At 70.3% G+C, this 15477-nt stretch carries 11 protein-coding genes; 4 read left to right on the top strand and 7 right to left on the bottom strand.

All coding sequences use genetic code 11. The features are described from left to right. The first annotated feature begins 457 nt into the window (after positions 1-457). Positions 458-1834: a hypothetical protein gene (locus tag OG395_RS43115; RefSeq protein WP_327247768.1), complete on the top strand. Its 1377-nt coding sequence runs from the start codon at positions 458-460 to the stop codon at positions 1832-1834. Positions 1835-2133: 299 nt separating this feature from the next. Here the strand turns inward: OG395_RS43115 and OG395_RS43110 are convergent, their stop codons facing one another. The 3 genes from OG395_RS43110 to OG395_RS43100 all read right to left on the bottom strand — a co-directional run bounded on the left by OG395_RS43110 (position 2134) and on the right by OG395_RS43100 (position 5127). Then, positions 2134-3180: a M4 family metallopeptidase gene (locus tag OG395_RS43110; RefSeq protein WP_327247767.1), complete on the bottom strand. Its 1047-nt coding sequence runs from the start codon at positions 3178-3180 to the stop codon at positions 2134-2136. A 297-nt stretch (positions 3181-3477) separates the two neighbouring features. After that, positions 3478-4209, bottom strand: coding sequence for an ROK family protein (locus OG395_RS58560; RefSeq protein WP_442818657.1), 732 nt, complete (start codon positions 4207-4209; stop codon positions 3478-3480). 39 nt (positions 4210-4248) lie between these two features. After that, positions 4249-5127, bottom strand: a complete 879-nt coding sequence (locus OG395_RS43100; protein ID WP_327247765.1) for a universal stress protein — start codon at positions 5125-5127, stop codon at positions 4249-4251. 249 nt (positions 5128-5376) lie between these two features. Between OG395_RS43100 and OG395_RS43095 the strand changes: the two genes are divergently transcribed. Next, a complete protein-coding gene (locus OG395_RS43095; protein WP_327247764.1) occupies positions 5377-5799 on the top strand; it encodes an Hsp20/alpha crystallin family protein in 423 nt (140 codons plus the stop codon). Positions 5800-5941: 142 nt separating this feature from the next. On the opposite strand, the gene OG395_RS43090 is transcribed toward OG395_RS43095, so the two are convergent. Beyond that, positions 5942-6655 carry a TetR/AcrR family transcriptional regulator gene (locus OG395_RS43090; protein WP_327247763.1) on the bottom strand — a complete coding sequence of 238 codons (714 nt, stop codon included), beginning with the start codon at positions 6653-6655 and terminating at the stop codon, positions 5942-5944. A 137-nt stretch (positions 6656-6792) separates the two neighbouring features. On the opposite strand from OG395_RS43090, the gene OG395_RS43085 reads away from it, so the two are divergent. Next, positions 6793-8013 carry a saccharopine dehydrogenase family protein gene (locus OG395_RS43085; protein ID WP_327247762.1) on the top strand — a complete coding sequence of 407 codons (1221 nt, stop codon included), beginning with the start codon at positions 6793-6795 and terminating at the stop codon, positions 8011-8013. A gap of 11 nt (positions 8014-8024) precedes the next feature. On the opposite strand, the gene OG395_RS43080 is transcribed toward OG395_RS43085, so the two are convergent. The 3 genes from OG395_RS43080 to OG395_RS43070 all read right to left on the bottom strand — a co-directional run bounded on the left by OG395_RS43080 (position 8025) and on the right by OG395_RS43070 (position 14112). Continuing rightward, positions 8025-8384, bottom strand: coding sequence for a hypothetical protein (locus OG395_RS43080; protein ID WP_327247761.1), 360 nt, complete (start codon positions 8382-8384; stop codon positions 8025-8027). Between the two features lie 119 nt (positions 8385-8503). Continuing rightward, positions 8504-11878 (bottom strand): pyruvate carboxylase, encoded by a 3375-nt coding sequence (locus tag OG395_RS43075; protein ID WP_327247760.1) that lies wholly within the window; start codon positions 11876-11878, stop codon positions 8504-8506. 821 nt (positions 11879-12699) lie between these two features. Next, on the bottom strand, positions 12700-14112 hold the full coding sequence (locus OG395_RS43070; RefSeq protein ID WP_327249638.1) for an aminopeptidase P family protein: 1413 nt from the start codon (positions 14110-14112) through the stop codon (positions 12700-12702). Positions 14113-14362: 250 nt separating this feature from the next. Here OG395_RS43070 and OG395_RS43065 point away from each other — a divergent pair, with 250 nt between their 5' ends. Then, positions 14363-15355 (top strand): LuxR family transcriptional regulator, encoded by a 993-nt coding sequence (locus tag OG395_RS43065; protein ID WP_327249637.1) that lies wholly within the window; start codon positions 14363-14365, stop codon positions 15353-15355. Positions 15356-15477: the final 122 nt, after the last annotated feature.

Here is a 15477-nt window from a genome sequence, read left to right as displayed (position 1 = left end):
GCGACGCACACAGGTCGACGCCGGGTAGTCGGTCGACATGCGGACCTCCACCTCGCACCAGGGCGCGACGGCAATCTGAAGGAGTGTTTCGTCTCCTGACCCGCGTCTTCGGTAGTGGCTGCGGCGTGCGGTGGCTTCGTGGTGTCGTCTCCGGGCGGGCCGGATCAATGCGTGGGTGAGGGGGTCGCGAGGCGGTCCCGGCGCCGGCCGGAGAGTCGCCAGAAGGCGCCGATTTCCGCCACGGTGCGCGGGATGAGGCCGGCGAAAGCGTGTCTACGGCCTCCTTGTCGGTGCCGGTGGCCCGGACGGCGAGGAAGGCATGGGCGGGCACGGCGAGGGTGCTGTGCCGCAGGACGTGTACTCCACATGGCGGATCGAAGTTGGTCGGTTGCGCCCGGAAGTCGCAGAGTTGCGCCCAGAGCCCGGCCCGCTGCCCGGTGCCGTGGAGGGCTGATCCATGCCCGACCGACTGGCCGTCGGCCCGCGAGTGGCGCAGACGCGGCTCGCCGGTGTCGGCCACGCGTACGGCCGCCCGTTTCCCTGGCTCGCGGCCGTCGCCGCTGCTTTTGTTTTCGTGCAGTTGGTGCTGGTGGTGCCCGGCTCGGGACTCGGCTGGGACGAGACCGTCTACGTCAGCCAGGTCAGCCGGGACGTCCCGGCCGCGTTCTTCAGTGCGCCCCGGGCTCGGGGGATTTCGTATCTGGTCGCGCCCGTGGCCGCGCTGACGTCCTCGATGGCCGCGCTGCACGTGTATCTGGCGCTGTGCTCCGGATGCGGGCTCTTCCTCGCCCTGCGGGTCTGGCGTCCTCTCCTGCCGCCCGCGGTTCTCGCCGGGGCGGGCGCGATGTTCGCCGGGCTGTGGATCACCCTGTACTACGGCCCGCAGGCGATGCCCAACCTGTGGTGCGCTTTGGGGTCGTTGGCCGCCGTGGGCTGCTTTCTACGAGCCGTCAGGGAAACGACCGACGGAAAGGCGCTCGTCGGCCTTGGTGCCGGTGTGGCCCTGGTCGCCCTCATGCGGCCCCCGGACGCCTGCTACCTGGTCCTGCCTCTGGCCGTGGCAGCCCTGGCGGTCCCGGGCCGGCGACGCCCGGCCGTGCCGGCCGTGCTCGTGGCCGCCCTTCTCCTCGGCTGCGCACCGTGGATCGTCGAAGCCCATCTGCACTACGGCGGCGTTGTCGCCCGGTTGCACCGCGCCGGCGAGATTCAGGGCGGCCTGGGCCGACACCTCGCCGTCGACGATCAGGTTCGAGCCCTCGACGAGCGGACTCTGTGCCGTCCGTGCGAGGTGCCCTGGAAGGACCCGGTCACCGCGGCATGGTGGTTCGCACTGCCACTGCTCACGGCGGGCGGCATCATCGCCGCCCGCGCGCGCCGCCCTGCCGCCGTCCTCGTGACCCTCGTCGCGGCGTCCATGGCGACGCCCTACCTGTTCATGATCGACTACGCTGCCCCCCGTTTCCTGTTCCTGCCTACGCTCTGCTGGCGCTGCCTGTCGCCGAGTGCCTGCGCGCTCTGTTCACCTCCACCCGCCCCGGATGGCGGCCGTCGGTCGGCGTGTTGCTCACGCTCGCCCCGGCCGGACACTTCGCCGTCCAGTACTGGGTACTCGGCCATGCCGTCGCCCGCAGCCGCGTGGCGCGGCAGGAGTACACGGCGATCGCCGACCAGCTACACCTTCTGGGAGTACGCCCACCGTGCACGGTCACCGGTTTCGACGCGGTACCGATCGGCTACTACGCCCGCTGCGCGTCGCGACAGATCGGCGGCCACGACGGGAGTATCACAGCCGACGGTCTGCGCGCGGCAGCGCGTCGCACACCTGTCGCGGTGATCGTGGCTCCCGGGCACAGGCCACCGGCCTACGCCCGTGCCTGGCGGCCCGAATCCCTGCCACCGCTGCGCGGGAACACAGGCCTCTCCGTCTACGTGGCGCCCCCCGAGCCAAGAGACGGCCCGTCAGAAATGCTGCCCCCATGATGCAATTCCTGGGCGCCGAACTGCACTTGCCTCATCTGCCGTAGCGGCGCTCGGTGATCGATCAGGCCGGCGCGTGGCCTCGCAACGGACTCAAGGCCGACGCGAGACCACGCTGAGAGCCACCCTGGGAGGGGGAAGCCGCCGTGACTCCTCCTACTGGATGCCGGGGATCTCGCGGGCCTTGAACGCGGCACGGACCGCGTCCGCCGCGCTCTTGCCGTACATGCGTTGCGCTGTCGCAATCGTCGTCAACGCGGCGTCCTCGAAGCTGGTGTCGGGCGCGAAGCCGAACTGAGCGTTGACGATGATGCGGTCGGCGACCCTGGCGCCGAGCGCCCCCCGGATGTCCAGGAGTGCGCGGGACCAGATCTCACCGTCCGCGTGCACCTCGCCCACCCGGTCCCTGTACACCTTGTTCCCGTCGATCCGGCGCAGGCAGTGCGGGGCAGCGCTGTAGGCGACCGAGTCCCAGTCGGCGACGCACGCCAGGTCGGCCTTCAGGGGCCAGCCGTACCGGGCGTCCGCGTGGGCGCCGACCTCGACTGCCAGGTAGTCGCCGAAGGCCTCACCGATCGCGCCGGCCTCCGGGGAGGTGCCGAAGCCGGGCACCTGGGCGTTGTGCACCGCGTGCCCGTACTCGTGAACGATCACCTCGGCGTCCTCGGCATCGTCCACGCCGCCCTTACCGAAGCGGATCTCGGCCTTCTTGTCGGTGAAGAAGGAGTTGTCCGCGCCCCACTGGTTGATACGGACGGGCTGCGCACGGTTGTTGGCGCCGGGCAGTTCGCTGCCAAAGCCGAGGCCCTGCAGGTACTCCTGTGCCTCATTGACCCAGAAATAGGCCATGACCTGCTCGAACTGGTCGTCGTGCCGGGTGTACGTGCCGACGTCGGCGATCTTCGCGGAGGCGCCGGTGTCCGACCTGATGTAGGCCCACCGTCCGGAGAGTCCGCCACTGCCGTCGAGATTGCGCAACGCGGCGGAGGCATAGCTCGACGCGGGGACCGCGTCGGCCGAGTCCTTGGCGTCGGAGAGCGACTGGTCGCCCGAGGACTGGACGGGGTTGACCATGAATACCCGGGCCTGTGGTTCGGCCGGGGCAGGGACGGCGCCCGAGGCCGAGGCCGCTCCGGCCGGAGCGAGCAGAGCCACGGTGGCGGTGGCCGCGGCGATCAGGCCGCGGGGTGTGCGGCGAGTCATGTACATCCTCCCGTGCTGAGATGTGGTGCGGTCGTGTGTCTAATTGCGGGGGATGGCGTGGTGCGAGCGTGATCCTTGCGCACCGGCCCTTCTTTGGCCAGGCCTTGAACGCGTTTGCGACTCACAGCGGCGAGGGCCCCACCGTGCGGTGGCGCTCTCTTCGTGTGCCGGGACGATGGGCGTCAGGTCGCCGTTGGGAACGACACGCACAAGCGGCGGTCATCGCGGCTCAGTTCCACGAGCATGAGGGTCCGCATCACTGAAGGGCAGGGCTTTTCCGGCGGTGTGTCGGTGGCTCTACGGATCACCGGCGGCCGTCACCGTGTAGGGCCCCGGCACCAGCCGCGTACCGGCGACGGCCCCGCGCGTCACGCTCGACCCCCAACTGCCCGGCACGTTCAGCCGGATCGCGAAGACCGCTGCGTCTGCCGTCCGCCGCGACGATCGCGGCCTCGGCAGCCGGCCAGCCGGGGCCTGGCACGCCACACAACCAGACCCTTCACCCATGCCTGGCCGGGCGAGCACCGCTTCTGGACCGCGCTGCCTCACACACGGCTCACGTGATCGATCACTTCTGTCATGTCGCCGATGCCCTTGATGCGCAAGGAGCCGCGGGACATCGGCTTCCACCATCTGGCCACCGAGGTCCACCACGCCGTCGCGTACGGTGACCTCCACCGTGGTCCCCAGGACGATTCCGGCGCCGAAGCCCGGCGCGATGCTGAGGCAGACCACGGTTTCCGGAGCCTGTGCAGCGCAGAGGGCCGCCTCGCTCAGCGCCGCGAGATCGGCGTCATACCCTCGGCAAACCGGGACGGGAACGCCGCCACCAGGACGACAGGGATGTTCGACGCAGCCCGAGACTGCTGGGACGAGTGGCGCACCCCCTGCAGGTGGTCCACGGGTACGTGCCCTGCGTAGTCGCCGGATCCCCCGGCTGGCGCAGGAGCCGGCCGCAGTGGAGCCGGCTCCGGAACAGCCGGAGCACGGACACCTGGTGCGCAGTCGCTGGGCGAAAGGCTCGCGCAATCGGCCGTACGGTATGCGGTTCGGTCCGGTCTCCCGGTCTCAGATCCCTTCGTCGGCCGGCGGGGGCACAGTGATCACGGGGCAGGCTGCCCTGTGCAGCAGCCCGTGCGGGACTGAGCCCAGCCGCATACCGGTGAAACCCTCCCGGCCACGGCGGCCGACGACCAGAGCGAGCGCATGCTCCGAAGCCTCCGCCAACGCCTCGACGGGATGCCCCCGCAGCACCGCGTGACTCAGGGGAACATCTCGGTAGGCACTGGACCGCGCCGCGGTTGCTTCATGCAGTTGCCTGTGGCACGCCTCGAGCGCAGTGTCCTCGTCGAAAAGCCCTGGCAGCCGCCGCTGCCACACCCACACCGCACGCACGGAGGCGCCTTGCGAGGCAGCGGCCTCCAAGGCGTGATCCAGCGCGGCATCGGCCGACCGGCTCGCGTCCACCCCGACCACCAGGTACGGCGGCTCCTCCTCAGTGCGCCCGGCTTCCGGCACCACGACCACCGGGCAGGCAGCGTGCGCACTGACCGGAACGGTCGTCGAGGCAGCACTGAGCATCTCCCCCAGCCGGCCCAGCTGGCGCGAGCCGAGGACCACCAGCCGCGCGTGAGCGGACCTCCGAACCAGGACCTGGGCCGGATTGCCGTCCGTGATGAAGGTCGTCACCTCAACACCCGGCTGCCGCTCATGGGAACGAGCCGCCGCCTTGTCGAGTGCCTCGTCGCCCAGCTGGCGCAAGGCCTTGTGGTGTGCCGTCTCCTCGACGCCTCGTACGTGATGGGTCACGGGCAACACGGCGTGGACCAGATGAAGGCGCACCCCACGGCGGGCGGCTTCGTCGGCGGCCCAGGCCAGGGCCGCATCGGCCGGCTCCACGGCGTCGATGCCGAGCATGATCGGGAGTGGTTCACTGGCAGCTGTCATGGCTTCCTCCACCTGTCTGCGTGCACGGGGCAGCAGCCGTGGGCTGCGGCCGCAGCTCATACCTGCACGGTACGCACATGGACGGCGAGGCGGAGGACCGAGCGGCCCCCGTTCAGAGAGCTGTTCCCCAGGGAAAGGGTGCGCTCCAGGGACCTTCGGACCCCGTTGCGGACTGTTCGGCCCCTGCGCCCGGGAGCGTGGCGCGGTGGACTGGACACGTCGTAACCGCAGGACCGAGGAGGTCTGGGCATGGCTGTACTCGCACGCAAGCAGAAGTTCCCGTTCCCGGATCTGCCGGACTGGTTCGAGGCCTTCCCCACTCGATTCACCATGCCGGCGATGGCCGATCTGTACACCATGAGGATCGAGGAGTTCACCGAGGACGGCCGGTACGTCATTCGAGCGGAACTCCCGGGCATCGAGGTCAAGGATCTGGACGTCACGGTCGAGGACGGCAATCTCACCATCAGGGCAGAGCGCACCGAGCGCGAGGTGGACAAGAATCGCAGCGAGATCCGCTACGGATCCCTCACCCGCAGTGTCACCCTGCCCAAGAGCGCGGACGAGAACGACGTCCATGCCGAGTACATCGACGGCATGCTGACCGTCAGCGTGGGCCTCGGCGAGGAGAAGGTGGAGGCGAAGCACATCGAAATCAAGCACCCCACGTGACCCGCACCGCGTGGTCGCCCGGGCGGACATTCGCTGCCGTCCGTGCGACCCACGTCGGGCTCGGCCGCAACACGTCCTCGGAGTGGCCTTGGGGTCAGCCTCGACCGACGGGTCCGTCCCGCAACGACCCCGGACGATCCTTTTATCCCCGGGAGTGCAGTGCCTCCCACTGCGCTGCGGCACTGTCCAGCAGCATCTCCAAGGCCGTCGGATAGGCGCTGTCGACCATGCGGGTCGCCAGGAGGTGCGCCGCCTCGGCGATCCGGGGGTGTGTGGTGCGCGGCAGGCGGGCGTACGTCGAGCGCCACATGTCCTCGTCGGCGCTGAGACTTTCGCGTGGCAGGGCCAGCGAGGCGGCGTCGAGCGCGGCGAAGGCCAGGGTCTGGTCGATGAAGGCGTGGTAGATCCGTACCGTGTCCGGCAGCGGGAACCCCGCCGTGCGGAGTACGTCGAGGATGGCCTCGTCGGCCGCCAGCTCGTGGGCCCGGCCGGTGACCCGGTTCGCGGTCAGCAGTGCCGCCTGCGGATGACCGACATACACGGCGTGGATGCGCAACCCGAGGCCCCGCAGATCCGACCGCCACTCCCCCGTGGGCCGCCAGCCTTGCAGGGCCTGCCCGATGAGGGCGTCGCCGATGGCGAGGGTCAGATCGTCCATGCCGCGGAAGTACCGGTAGAGGGTGCTGGGATCGGCGTCCAGGGCCAGGCCGAGACGGCGTGCGCTGAGTCCCGCGCTGCCGTGCTCACGCAGCATCCGCAGGGCGGTCTCGACGATCAGTTGCTCGGACAGCACGGTGCCGCTCCTGGTGGGACGACGCCGCCGCCGTTTCTCCTCGGGCACCACAGCTTTCGCCACTGCCGCCTCCTCGCCGCGCTGCTTATGCCAACACCATTGACCTTATCCGAGCACCCGGCGTTGGATCTCCCGGCAGGGGCGCCGCACCTTCGGTCCGCGCGGGCACGCCCTGTCTCCACAGAGAGGAAGTCCGTGTCATGCGTGTTCTGCTTGTGGGAGCCGGCGGTGTGGGCACCGCGATCACCCGGATCGCGGCCCGGCGCTCGTTCTTCGACGAGATGGTCGTGGCCGACTACGACCTGACCCGGGCCGAGGCGGCGGTCGCTGCGCTCTCGGGCGCCGCGGGCCGCTTCCGTGCCGAGCGCGTCGACGCGTCCGATCAGGCGGCGGTGACCGCGCTGCTGATGCGGCACGGGTGCGACGTCCTGCTCAATGCCACCGACCCGCGGTTCGTGATGCCCCTCTTCCAGGCGGCGCTCGCGGCCGGCGCAACCTACCTCGACATGGCGATGTCTCTGTCGCACCCGCACCCCGCACGGCCGTACGAGGAGTGCGGGGTCATGCTCGGCGACACGCAGTTCGCGCAGGCCGCCGACTGGGAGAAGGCGGGCGCGCTGGCCCTCGTCGGCATGGGTGTGGAGCCGGGGCTGTCCGATGTCTTCGCGCGGTACGCGGCCGACGAACTCTTCGACGAGATCGAGGAGATCGGCATCCGCGACGGCGCGAATCTCACCGTCGACGGCTACGACTTCGCACCCTCCTTCAGCATCTGGACCACCATCGAGGAGTGCCTCAATCCGCCGGTCGTCTACGAGGCGGACCGCGGCTGGTTCACCACCGCGCCCTTCAGCGAGCCGGAGGTGTTCGACTTCCCCGAGGGCATCGGCCCGGTCGAGTGCGTGAACGTGGAGCACGAGGAGGTGCTGCTCGTCCCCCGCTGGATCGACGCACGGCGCGTGACTTTCAAGTACGGCCTGGGCGAGGAGTTCATCCAGACCCTCAGGACGCTGCACCTCCTGGGCCTGGACCGCACCGACCCGGTGACCGTGCCGAGCGCCGCGGGCCCGGTGGGCGTGTCGCCCCGCGACGTCGTGGCCGCCTGTCTGCCCGACCCGGCGACGCTGGGCGAGCGCATGCACGGCAAGACCTGCGCGGGCACCTGGGTGCGCGGTACCAAGGACGGCGCACCGCGCGAGGTCTACCTCTACCACGTGGTCGACAACCAGTGGTCGATGGCCGAGTACGGCTCCCAGGCGGTGGTGTGGCAGACGGCCGTCAACCCGGTCGTCGCCCTCGAACTCCTGGCCACGGGTGCGTGGACCGGTTCGGGAGTCCTCGGCCCTGAGGCCTTCCCCGCCCGCCCCTTCCTGGACCTGCTCAGCGCGTACGGCTCTCCGTGGGGCATGCGGGAGCAGTGACCGTCCCCGGCTCACCAGGGGATCTGACGTCCCTCCTCGGTGAGGGCGAGCGTCAGACAGCCGATCCACTCGCCGCTGTCGGGGTACTCCCAGTTGTCGGCGTCGGCCAGGAGCCTCGGCAGCTCCCCCCGCGCCATGGGCGTGCCGGGCTGGAATCCGTGCCTCCCGTCGGGAGCGGTCCAGGGAATGACACGGCAGACCTCGATCCAGCCCCGGCCGACGAGGGGCGGCAGGACGGCTGCCGGCTCCGCGGCGGGTGCGGAAAGCAGTGGCTCGTCCAGGTCACCTCGTACACCGGGCAGGATGTCGATCTCAAACGCGTTGATCATGAAGGCGCGCTCCGCGTCGGAAAGACGGTCGGGAGGGTTCACCGCGGAATCGTCGCACGCACGGTGAACCCTCCCGGCCGGTGGACCTCCGGGCCATGGAGTTCCGGCCCCGGGCCGGGCGACTGCACGGCCCGGGGCCCGGGCGATCGCCCCCGGAGGGGCTAGGTGATCACGATCAAGAGGTCGCCCGCCTCGACCTGCTGAACGGAGTTGATGGCCAGTCGGTTGACCGCTCCGGCGACCGGAGCGGTGATGGCGGCCTCCATCTTCATCGCCTCGATCGTCGCGATGGTCGCACCTGCCTCGACGCGGTCTCCGGCTGCGACCGACAGCGTCACCACCCCGGCGAACGGCGCGGCAACGTGTTTCGGGTCGGACTTGTCGGCCTTCTCCGCGGCCGGCAGTTCCGAGGCCACCGAGCGGTCGCGCACCTGGATCGGCCGGAGCTGGCCGTTGAGCGTGGCCATCACGGTGCGCATGCCGCGCTCATCCGCTTCACCGATCGCCTCCAGTGCGATGAGCAGCCGCACTCCGGGCTCGAGGTCCACCTCATGCTCCTCCCCCGGCCGCAGACCGTAGAAGAAGTCCTTGCTCGGCAGGACTCCGGTGTCGCCGTAGGCGTCGCGATGCGCCTCGAACTCCTTCGCCGGCCCGGGGAACAGCAGCCGGTTGAGGGTGGCCCGCCGGTCCTTCTCGAGTCCGTCGTGGTCCTCGGCGGACAGTTCGGCGACCGGCCTGGGGGCGGCGCGGCCCTTGAGGGCCTTGCTGCGGAACGGCTCCGGCCAGCCGCCGGGCGGGTCGCCCAACTCGCCGCGCAGGAACCCGATCACGGAGTCCGGAACGTCGTACGCGCCGGGCTCGGCGGCGAACCGCTCGGGTGGGACGCCCGCGCCGACGAGGTGCAGCGCGAGGTCGCCGACCACTTTGGACGACGGTGTGACCTTGACCAGGCGGCCGAGCATGCGGTCGGCCGCGGCGTACATCGCCTCGATGTCCTCGAACCGGTCGCCGAGGCCCAACTCCCGTGCTTGGACACGCAGGTTGGACAGTTGACCGCCGGGGATCCCGTGGTCGTACACGCGCCCGGTGGGCGAGGCCGGGCCGGCCTCGAACGGCGCGTAGATCCTGCGCACGATCTCCCAGTACGGTTCGAGGTCGCCGACCGCCCGCAGGCTCAGTCCGGTCGGCCGCTCGGAGTGGTCGGTGGCCGCGACGATCGCCAACAGCGAGGGCTGCGAGGTGGTGCCCGCCATCGAGGCCACCGCTCCGTCCACGGCGTCGACGCCCGCGTTGATCGCGGCCAGGTAGGTGGCCAGCTGACCGCCGGCCGTGTCGTGGGTGTGGAGGTGGACGGGTAGCTCGAACTCCCTGCGCAGCGCGGCCACCAGCTTCGCGGCGGCGGGTGCCCGGAGCAGCCCCGCCATGTCCTTGATCGCCAGGACGTGCGCGCCGGCCTCGACGATCTGCTCGGCGAGCCGGAGGTAGTAGTCGAGGGTGTAGAGCTTCTCGGCCGGGTCGGACAGGTCCGAGGTGTAGCACAGGGCCACCTCGGCGACGGCCGCTCCGGTCTCGCGTACGGCGTCGATCGCCGGCCGCATCCGGCCGACGTCGTTGAGCGCGTCGAAGATGCGGAAGATGTCGACGCCGGTCCGGGTGGCCTCCTCGACGAAGGCGGTGGTGACCTCCGTGGGGTATGGGGTGTAGCCGACCGTGTTGCGGCCACGCAGCAGCATCTGCAGGCAGATGTTGGGCACCGCCTCACGCAGACGGGCGAGGCGGTCCCATGGGTCCTCGGCCAGGAAGCGCAGGGCCACGTCGTAGGTGGCGCCGCCCCAGCACTCCAGCGACAGCAGCTGCGGCAGAGTCCGGGCCACGGCCGGGGCGACGGCCAGCAGGTCCTTCGTCCGCACCCGGGTGGCCAGCAGGGACTGGTGGGCGTCCCGGAAGGTGGTGTCGGTGACGGCCACCGCGGGTGATGCCCGCAGCCACCGTGCGAAGCCCTCCGGCCCCAGCTCGGTCAACTGCTGCTTCGACCCGGCGGGCGGTACGCCGTTCGCGAAGTCCGGCAGTTTGGTCGTGGGGTCGATCAGGTGCGGGCGCTCGCCGTGCGGCTTGTTGACCGTGACGTCGGCGAGGTAGGTGAGCAGGCGGGTGCCGCGGTCGGCGGAGTGGCGCGAGGTCAGCAGCTGCGGGCGCTCCTCGATGAACGACGTGGTGACCCGGCCCTCCTGGAAGTCCGGGTCGTCGAGGACCGCCTGCAGGAACGGAATGTTGGTGGCCACGCCGCGGATGCGGAACTCGGCCACCGCGCGCCGGGCGCGTCGCACCGCGGTGGCGAAGTCGCGGCCCCGGCAGGTCAGCTTCACCAGCATGGAGTCGAAGTGGGCGCTGATCTCCGAGCCGACGAAGGCTGTGCCGCCGTCCAGCCGGATGCCGGAGCCGCCCGGCGAGCGGTACGCGCTGATGGTGCCGGTGTCCGGCCGGAACCCGTTGGCCGGGTCCTCGCTGGTGATCCGGCACTGCAGTGCGGCACCCCGCAGGGAGATCCTGTCCTGCGCGAGACCGAGGTCGGCCAGGGTCTCGCCCGCGGCGATGCGCAGTTGCGCCTGGACCAGGTCGACGTCGGTGACCTCCTCGGTCACCGTGTGCTCGACCTGGATGCGCGGGTTCATCTCGATGAAGACGTGGTTGCCTTCCCGGTCGAGCAGGAACTCGACGGTGCCGGCGTTGCGGTAGCCGATGCTGTGCGCGAAGGCGACCGCGTCGGCGCAGATGCGGTCCCGGATCGCGGGGTCGAGGTTGGGCGCCGGTGCCAGTTCGACGACCTTCTGATGGCGCCGCTGTACCGAGCAGTCCCGCTCGAACAGGTGGATGACGTCGCCGTGTCCGTCGGCGAGAATCTGCACCTCGATGTGGCGGGGGTCGACAACGGCCTTCTCCAGGAACACCGTGGCGTCGCCGAAGGCTGACTCGGCCTCGCGGGACGCTGCCTCGATGGCTTCGCGCAGGTGCGCGGGGTCGTCCACTCGCCGCATTCCGCGGCCGCCGCCTCCGGCAACCGCCTTGACGAACAACGGGAAGCCGATCTCCTCCGCGGCCGCCACCAGCTCGTCCACGTCGGTCGACGGCTGCGACGATCCCAGGACCGGCACACCCGCCGCACGGGCCGCCGCGACCGCGCGCGCCTTGTTGCCGGTCAGTTCCAGCACCCCGACACCGGGACCGATGAACGTGATCCCGGCGTCCTCGCAGGCCCGGGCCAGATCCGGGTTCTCTGACAGGAAGCCGTACCCGGGGTACACGGCGTCCGCCCCGGCCCTGCGCGCCGCGCCCACGATCTCCTCGACCGACAGGTAGGCGCGCACCGGGTGCCCTCTCCGGCCGATCTCGTAGGCCTCGTCGGCCTTGAGACGATGCAGCGAGCCACGGTCCTCGTACGGAAAAACCGCCGCCGTTCCGGCGCCCAGTTCGTAGGCGGCGCGGAACGCGCGGACGGCGATCTCACCACGGTTCGCGACAAGTACCTTCCGGAACATGCACAGTCCCTTCCTGACGTTCGCGACGTGCGCGCCCGACGGGCGCCCTCGTGACTGATGCCCTGTCTACACCCGTACAAGTGCGGCTCGGGTCGAATCGCCACCGACCGGTCGCTCATCTGCAGGTTCGCGAAGGTCTTCATTGAGCGGTCCGGCAAACCTCGGCTCGGTGTGCACGGTGCTGATCAGCCACGTCCAGCGACCTGCCGCCTGTGGGATGGGATCTCCGGGTGGTTCCGGCCGAGCGTCTGCTTGACCATGCGGAGGGCGTTCCAGTGGGACGGGTCATGCGCGGAGGGTCGTATCCGGCATCCAGGACGACGAGGACGTCCCGATCGCCCTCCGACCGGATTTCCCGGTCGAAGCGAAAGCGGCGGAACTCGTCCAGCAGGGCGATGACGGCTTCGGCGACCCACCGGTGGCCTCCCACGCCGAAGCCGTAGCAAGTGCGGCGGCGGGCAGCGGGCGACAACTGCGCCTGCCCCTGGCAGCTGAAGTCACCCAGGAAGCTCAACCGGACACGACGGTCGCTGGTGGGGACATTCGTGAGCGGAGGCATGCCCCCGTGCCTGTGCCGCCCTCGGCCTGCTGCTGGACGACCTCGCCCGGGCGCGTTCCCTCCTGCTGTTCGGAGCCAGGGGCCGAGGTCTGCGCGGGAGTGGCTCTCTGTGGTGCGTGGACACCGGAGTGCTCCTGCGCCCCGGCCAGGACCAGGGCGCCACGACACGAGACCGAGCACGAGCTCCCGCACCTGACCGGCCTCGAACTCGACTGGGCGGCTCAAGTCACAAAAAGCGCGAACCGCCACGCCGACGACCCGCTCAGCCCGCGAACCGGGCCATCCACACCTCGACTTCGTCCGCTGCGCGCGGCAGGCCGGCCGACAGGTTCTCGTGGCCGCCGTCGGTGACGAGCAGGTCGTCCTCGATCCGGACGCCGATGCCGCGCCATTCCTCGGGCACGGTCAGATCGTCCGCCTGGAAGTACAGGCCTGGCTCGACGGTGAGCACCATGCCCGGCTCCAACACGCCGTCGACGTACTCCTCGTTTCGGGCGCTCGCGCAGTCATGGACGTCCAGACCGAGCATGTGGCCGGTTCCGGCCATGGTGAAGCGGCGCTGCAGGCCGAGTTCGTACGCACGGTCGACGGGGCCGTCGATGAAGCCCCACTCGACCAGCCGCGCCGCCAGGTAGCGTTGCGACGCCTCGTGGAAGTCGCGGTACCGGGCACCCGGCTTGACCGCCGCCATGCCGGCCTCCTGGGCCTCGTACACCGCGTCGTAGATCTCGCGCTGCAGTGGCGTGAAGGTCCCGTTGATCGGAAGCGTGCGGGTGATGTCGGCAGTGTAGAGGGAGTGCGTCTCCACGCCCGCGTCGAGCAGGAGCAGATCGCCCGGGCGCACCGGCCCGTCGTTGTCCGTCCAGTGCATGATCGTGGCATGCTCGCCCGCGGCACAGATCGAGCCGTAGCCGACGGCGTTGCCCTCGAGACGTGCCCGGCGGAAGAAGGTTCCCTCGATCCACCGCTCGGACGACGCGATCGCCCGGGAAAGCTCCCCGATGACGTCGGTGAATCCGCGCACGGTGGAGTCCACAGCCTTGCGGATCTCGGCTGTCTCCCACTCGTCCTTCACGAGGCGGAGATCGCTGAGCGCCTCCTCCAGCGCGGCGTCACGCTCCTCATCAGTGCTGACAGCAGCCTCAAGGGACGGGTCGTGGCCACGGACGATCCGCGTCGGTGCGCCGGAGGCAGCGGCCAGGTCGCGGGCGGCCGTGCGAACGTCTCGGCAGGGCAGTCCGAGCACCCGCTCCGACTCGGTGAGGGAACGGCGCCGGCCCATCCACAGCTCTGCCGTCGCGCCTGTCCAGAAGTCGTCGTTGTCCCTGCTGTCCCGTGGCAGCTGGTAGCAGTACGCGTCGTGGCCACCGTCCGCGCGGGGTTCGAGCACGAGAGCGCCGTCACGGGCCTGGTCCCCGGTCATGTGCACATAGCCCGAGTACGGCCGGAACGGGTAAGTATCATCGTTCGAGCGGGTCTTGAGGTTCCCCGACGGGATCACCAGGCGTTCGCCGGGAAAGCGCTCGGAGAGCGCGACACGACGGCGGGCCGCGTACGGCGCCTGCTCGCTGGGCTGCAGACCGTGCCGCTCGGTGTCCGCCCATCCCGTCCGCATCAGGGCGGACAGCTCCTCGGAGATCCCCTGGTAGAGACCGTTCTTTCGACGTTTCGCCACTTCATACACCTTCTTCTGGCTGGGTTCCTCAGGGGCGACGGGCAGAGAGGCGCGTACGGACAGGCCGAACTCCGTCCCGGTGCAGCACCAGGCCCCCTCGCTGCCACCGATCGTCGGCGGCTCCCGGACGGTACCCCGCACCGCGCTCACCGGGTGCCGAAGACTGCCAGTGGCACAGATCGGCCACCGGGCATCCGCACCGCCTGTCCGGAGCCAACGGGAGCGGTCGATAATGCGACACATGGCGAAAATGCGACACCTGGCGAATGCAAAACTCAGCGAGGCTCTTCGGATTCTGGGTATCGATCACGAGGCAGGCCGCGTCTACATGGCTCTGCTGGACCTGGCGCCCGCTCCGCTGAGCGCGATCGGGGCCGCGGCCGCTTTGGACGGCGCGGAACTCGCCGCGGCGTACGGCAAGCTGGTCGACGCAGGCCTGGCCAGTGCCGCCGTGGAGGGCGGGGATGTGGTGGCCCCGGTTCCGCCCGCCGCAGGGCTGGAGATCCTCGGCCGACACCGGGCGGCCGAGCTCGACGAGTCGCGCATCACCGTCGGGGGCGCGTTCGAGTCGTTCCGGCGGCAGCGGCTCGCCGCGTACAACGACGATCTCGTCGAAGTCGTCACCGGGGAAGCCATCGGCCCCAGGATGCGCCAAGCCTGGGCCAGTGCCCGCGAACAGATCCGGCAGTTCGACTCCCCGCCGTACTTCCCCCTCTCCGGCGCCACCGACGATGCGCTGGCCACACTCGCCCGCGGTGTGACGCAGCGTGTCGTGTACTCGCGGGAGTCGTTGGAGCATCCGGGCCAACTGGAGGCAGTCATCGAACCGTGCATCGAGGCCGGTGAGCAGGCCAGGGTACTGCCGTCGGTGCCGGTCAAGCTCGTGATCATCGACGAGGCGTACGCGCTCGTGTCGTTGTCGATCAAGGAGGCCGATGTGCACAACACCATGCTGGTCGTGCAGCCGTGCGGGCTGCTCTCCGCGCTCGTGGCACTGTTCGAGCAGGCATGGCAGAACGCACTGCCCTTCCATGGCCGCACCGCCCGGCCGGGCGGCCTGCTGCCAGCCGACCGCCGCCTGCTGTGGCTCCTGGCCGGCGGTGCGAGCGACGAGGTCATCGCCCGGGAGATCGGAATCAGCCGCCGCACGCTGTTCCGCCGGGTGCAGATCCTGATGGCCCGGCTGGGTGCCACGAGCCGGTTCCAGATGGCTCTGCAGGCGCAACGTTGCGGATGGCTGTGACTGGAGCATGCCCACCGCCCCGGCAGGGACGGCGCGTCGCCCCTGGTCGGTCACGCTGGTCGTCGGTGGCCGTTCGGCATCGTGCTGAAGCTCCCCGCTGCGTCCGAGTGCATTGCTCGGGA

It is taken from the genome of Streptomyces sp. NBC_01320 (assembly GCF_035974375.1).
GTDB lineage: Bacteria > Actinomycetota > Actinomycetes > Streptomycetales > Streptomycetaceae > Streptomyces > Streptomyces yanii.
Note: the sequence above shows the minus strand (reverse complement) of the source record. Positions and strands in the feature narration are given on the sequence as shown.

Bases quoted from the DNA above. Each gene is read 5' to 3' on its own strand.
- OG395_RS43115 (WP_327247768.1), top strand. From the start codon at position 458: ATGCCCGACCGACTGGCCGTCGGCCCGCGAGTGGCGCAGACGCGGCTC.
- OG395_RS43100 (WP_327247765.1), bottom strand. From the start codon at position 5,127: ATGACAGCTGCCAGTGAACCACTCCCGATCATGCTCGGCATCGACGCC.
- OG395_RS43075 (WP_327247760.1), bottom strand. From the start codon at position 11,878: ATGTTCCGGAAGGTACTTGTCGCGAACCGTGGTGAGATCGCCGTCCGC.
- OG395_RS43065 (WP_327249637.1), top strand. From the start codon at position 14,363: ATGCGACACCTGGCGAATGCAAAACTCAGCGAGGCTCTTCGGATTCTG.
- OG395_RS43085 (WP_327247762.1), top strand. From the start codon at position 6,793: ATGCGTGTTCTGCTTGTGGGAGCCGGCGGTGTGGGCACCGCGATCACC.
- OG395_RS43110 (WP_327247767.1), bottom strand. From the start codon at position 3,180: ATGACTCGCCGCACACCCCGCGGCCTGATCGCCGCGGCCACCGCCACC.
- OG395_RS43095 (WP_327247764.1), top strand. From the start codon at position 5,377: ATGGCTGTACTCGCACGCAAGCAGAAGTTCCCGTTCCCGGATCTGCCG.